This is a genomic window from Arthrobacter crystallopoietes BAB-32, from assembly GCF_000328305.2.
Lineage (GTDB): Bacteria > Actinomycetota > Actinomycetes > Actinomycetales > Micrococcaceae > Crystallibacter > Crystallibacter crystallopoietes_A.
Genome location: NZ_ANPE02000322.1, coordinates 1 through 3,847, shown reverse-complemented (window position 1 = coordinate 3,847; position 3,847 = coordinate 1). Strand labels below are relative to the sequence as shown.

5 protein-coding genes are annotated in these 3,847 nt (G+C 71.3%); all 5 read right to left on the bottom strand.

The window, feature by feature from the left end:
* Nucleotides 1-910 (bottom strand): ABC transporter ATP-binding protein (locus tag D477_RS20675; RefSeq protein WP_005275366.1); only part of this gene is annotated, 910 nt, incomplete at its 3' end.
* Entirely contained in the window at nt 907-1,644 is a 738-nt protein-coding gene (locus D477_RS20670) for an energy-coupling factor transporter transmembrane component T family protein (protein ID WP_005275363.1), read from the bottom strand. The genes D477_RS20675 and D477_RS20670, both read right to left, overlap by 4 nt.
* Before the next feature lie 7 nt (nt 1,645-1,651).
* Nucleotides 1,652-2,437, bottom strand: a complete 786-nt coding sequence (locus D477_RS20665; RefSeq protein WP_005275360.1) for a hypothetical protein — start codon at nt 2,435-2,437, stop codon at nt 1,652-1,654.
* A gap of 73 nt (nt 2,438-2,510) precedes the next feature.
* Entirely contained in the window at nt 2,511-3,545 is a 1,035-nt protein-coding gene (locus D477_RS20660; RefSeq protein WP_005275357.1) for a nucleoside hydrolase, read from the bottom strand.
* A 12-nt stretch (nt 3,546-3,557) separates the two neighbouring features.
* Nucleotides 3,558-3,847, bottom strand: a 290-nt coding sequence (locus D477_RS20655) for an aldo/keto reductase (protein WP_005275356.1), incomplete at its 5' end; no start/stop codon positions are given.

Below are 3,847 nucleotides of genomic sequence, written 5' to 3'. Positions count from 1 at the left end.
GGCTGCCGAAGCCGGGCGGCAGCCACCCCTGCGCCGGCCTCCCGCCGATCGACGGGTAGCTGTAGCCGACATCCTCGTAAGACAGCAGCGGCGCCCGATGCGGCCGACCCTGCGCCCTGGGAATGGCGGCCCGGTCCTCCGGCCATGCGGGCGGCGCAGTGGTTCGCATAATGACCCCGGCTTCCGGTGCCCGCCGGCGCACGCTGTCCAGCCCTTCGGCGACTGCCCGTCCGTCCTGCAGCAGCAGTGCCCGCTCCGCGGTTTCGGACAGCGCGTCCAGCTGCTGCGTCAGGAGTACGACGGCGGTCCCTTCCTCCCGCAGTCTTCCCACCGCTTGCTTCACCAGGCCGGCGGCAGCTTGGTCGAGTCCGGCAAGCGGTTCGTCCAGCACCAGGATGGGGGCTCCGGTGATGCTGGCGGCGGCCAGCGCCACGAGCCGTTCCTGGCCGCCGGAAAGCCGGGCGGGATTCCGCTCCAGCAGGGACTCAAGCCCGAACATGGCAGCAGAGCGGCGGACCTTGTCCTGCATCAGCTGTCGGGGCGTCCCGGCGTTCTCCAGCCCGAAGGCCAATTCTTCCTCCACCGTCGGGCGTACCAGTGAGAGGTAGTTGCGCGCGTCCTGTGGAACGCACGCAACCTGGCGGGACCACTCACGGAGGTCGACGACGGGAGGTTCACTGCCGCCGTCGTACTCCACTAGGCGGCCGTCCAGCTGGAGGGAACCGGCAAGCCGGCCGCCGGTGCGGCCGGGCAGGTAGCCGGCCAGCACGCCCGCGAGCGTGCTCTTGCCCGAGCCGGAGCCGCCTGCGACGACGGTCAAGGTCCCCGGTGCGACGGTGAGCTTGATGCCGGACAGTGCGGCCTCGGACCGGCCCGCGTGGTGGTAGGCGGCGACCTGCAGGTGCATCATCGGATCACCCCCAGCGTGAGCAGGACGACCAACAGGGCGGCTAGACAGAGCGCCGCGGCGCCGGCCGGCAGCTCCCAGCGGCGGGCGGTAACCGTGCGTAACTGGGTGCGCTCCCGGCCAGCCGGGAATCCGCGCAGCTGCAGGGCCGACGACCGCTCGGTGGCGTCCTGCAGGCTGGCGAGCACCAGCGGCACTGCCAGCAGCCGGGCGCTGGACAAGCGGTTGGCCAAGCCTCGCCCTCCGGCTCCGCGCACGGCTTGGGCCTGGGCGATAGAACGCGCCCGCTCCATGGTGGCGGGCACCAGCGCCAGCACTGCGGCGATGATGTAGCCAAGCTGGGCGGGCAGGCCGGCCTGGTCCAGGGCGCGGATCAGTGCGTGCCGGTCCAGGGTCAGCGAGAACAGCAGGAAGACGGCTGCAAAGGCTCCGGCCCGCAGTCCCAGGCCACCCGCCGTCGTCAATCCCTCCACCGTGAGGCGCACCGGACCACCGGCGAGCAGCACCTGGCTGCCGGTCCGGTCGAACGCCGCGTGCACCAGCAGCTGGGACAGCCACAGCGGAGCCAGTACCGCGCCGCCCGCAACGGCCAGCCGGCCGCCAACCCTGCGGCGGGCTGCCAGGGCCAGGCACGCCAGAATGATGGCGAGGCTGAGCCACCAGCGGTCGGCAGCCAGGCAGACCAGCGCCGCGGAAGTGGCGAAGGCGAGGCCGGTGAAGGGATGCAGCCGGGTCATGGCGGGGTCAGTCGCGGGCAGCCCGACGCGGCAGCGGGAACTGCAGCCGGACCCGCCGGGGCAGCGCGAGCACCAGCAGCGCGGCGACCAGGAAGGCCACCGCCTTGTCGGCGGGGTCCGAAATCAGCGCCTGCTTGGTCACCGAAGCCAGCAGAGAATCGCCCATCGCACGGAACATGGCGACAATGGCGCCCGTGGCCGCGCCGGAGGTGCCGCCGTAGACGAACGCGGCGACCGGGGCCGAAATGACGGCCGCCACGACGCCGGCGAGGAAGCCGGCGACCGGGGCCAGCCAGGCACGGCGCAGCACCCACGGACCCACCGCTCCAGCGAGGAAGCCGATCACGGCGGCTCCGGCGGCGAACGGCAGCACCGTGGGGTTGAACAGCGACCACACGAGCGAACCCAGCACGCCGGTGGCGGCCCCGGCCGAGCGGCCCGCGAGCAGTCCCACCAGCACCGTGCCGATGGAGTCGAGGTAGAGCGGCACCAGGGTGCTGCCGACGAACTGGCCGAGCACGATGTTCAGCACCATGCCGACCGGGATGACGGCCACGACGGAGACAGGCAGCTGCGGCAGCACGCCGGCGAGCAGCAGGATGGCACCGGCCAGGTAGCCGGCAAAGGCGACGGCGGCAGGCCAGTTGGAGAGCCCGGCCGCGGCTTCGGTTGGCTGGAGCAGCACGAGCATGGTGTAGGTGGCGGCGATGACGGCCGCGCCGAGCAGCGGCAGCAGGCGGGAGCGCAGCGGCGCACGCGTGCCGGCGGCAGGAAGAACCAGGGGGCTGGACATAGGTATTCCTCGCAGATAGAACAGAGTGGGAATGGGCCTATGTCACCTCGACCCGGTTATCCAGTGTAGCGAATCAGCCCGTCCCGGATTCCAGCCGGCGGGCCAGGGCAGCGATGGAGCCGATCACCTCGTCGAAGACGGCCGGAGGATCGTTCCACGCCACGATGCGGGCATTGGGCTTCCTCCCCCAGAGCCCGCGGTAGTCCGCCACGGTGGTGCCGACCAGCGGGCCGGGGGCGGTCTCCACGTGCACGGTGGCCGGGCGCACCCGGTAGTCGACGGTCCCGGCGGCGACGGCGGCGGCGAACAAGTCGTGGACGTGGGCGATGTAGCCCTGGTCGTACTGGCGGTGGAATTCGAAGTAGAAGCGCAAGGCGTCCGAGAGGACCCGGATGAGCGGGTTGGCGGCGGTGCTGGGCGTCCCGGGCGGGTCCTCCGGACGCAGCAGCTCCTCCCCTGCGCTGCCGGCTTCCTGTGCGAGCCGGGCAAGGTGCGCGGACGTCAGCTCGATCCGCTCGGTCGTTTCCAGCGCGCAGACAATCGGCAGCTGCTCCTCCGGCAGCCCCTCGAACGCCGCGAAGACCTCGGCCGCCGCATGCGGATCGACGTGGGTGTTCCACTCGGCGGTCGGCGTGGTGTTGCCCTGGTAGAAATAGCAGCCGCCCATGATCACCGTGCGCTTGAGCAGCCGCGGCAGTTCCGCGTCACGCCGCAGCGCCAGCGCGAAGTTGGTCAGCGGCGCGGTGAGCAAAGCGGTCAGTTCGCCTGGTGCGCGGCGCACTTCCTCAATCCAAAGGTCGACGGCGGAGCGCTGCGACACGGGCGCGGAGGCTGCGGGAAGCGTGGCGTAGCCAAGGCCCTGCTCGCCGTGGGTCTCGGGTGTCGTGACCAGCGGGATGGACAGCGGATCGCTGGCCCCGGCTGCGACCTCGACCTCCGGCCGGCCGCAGAGCTGCAGCAGGGCGAGGTTGTTGCGGGCCACCTGGTCCGCCGAGACGTTTCCGGCGGAACAGGTGATCGCCGCGAGGTCCACCTCGGGTTTGCTCAGCAGGTAGACCAGGGCGAGGGCGTCGTCGATCCCGGTGTCATTGTCGAACAGGATGCGCATGCGGCGGCCGGACTAGAAAAGCGCGACTTTGGGCACAGCGGGGAAGATCTCCTCCAGCTCCGCCATGTCCGCCGCTTCCGGCTTCCAGCCCGCCGCGGCCGCGTTCTGGCGGATCTGCTCCGGTTTCGTGGCGCCGGCGATGACCGAGCCAACGGACGGCCGGCTGGCGAGCCAGGAGAAAGCCACCTCGATTTCGCTCAGCCCGCGGTCGGCAGCAAACTTGGAGAACGCCCCGAGCTGCTCCCAGTCCGCGTCCTTCAGCAGGTTGGTGCGGGAGTGGGTCAGCCGACTGCCCTCGSGCT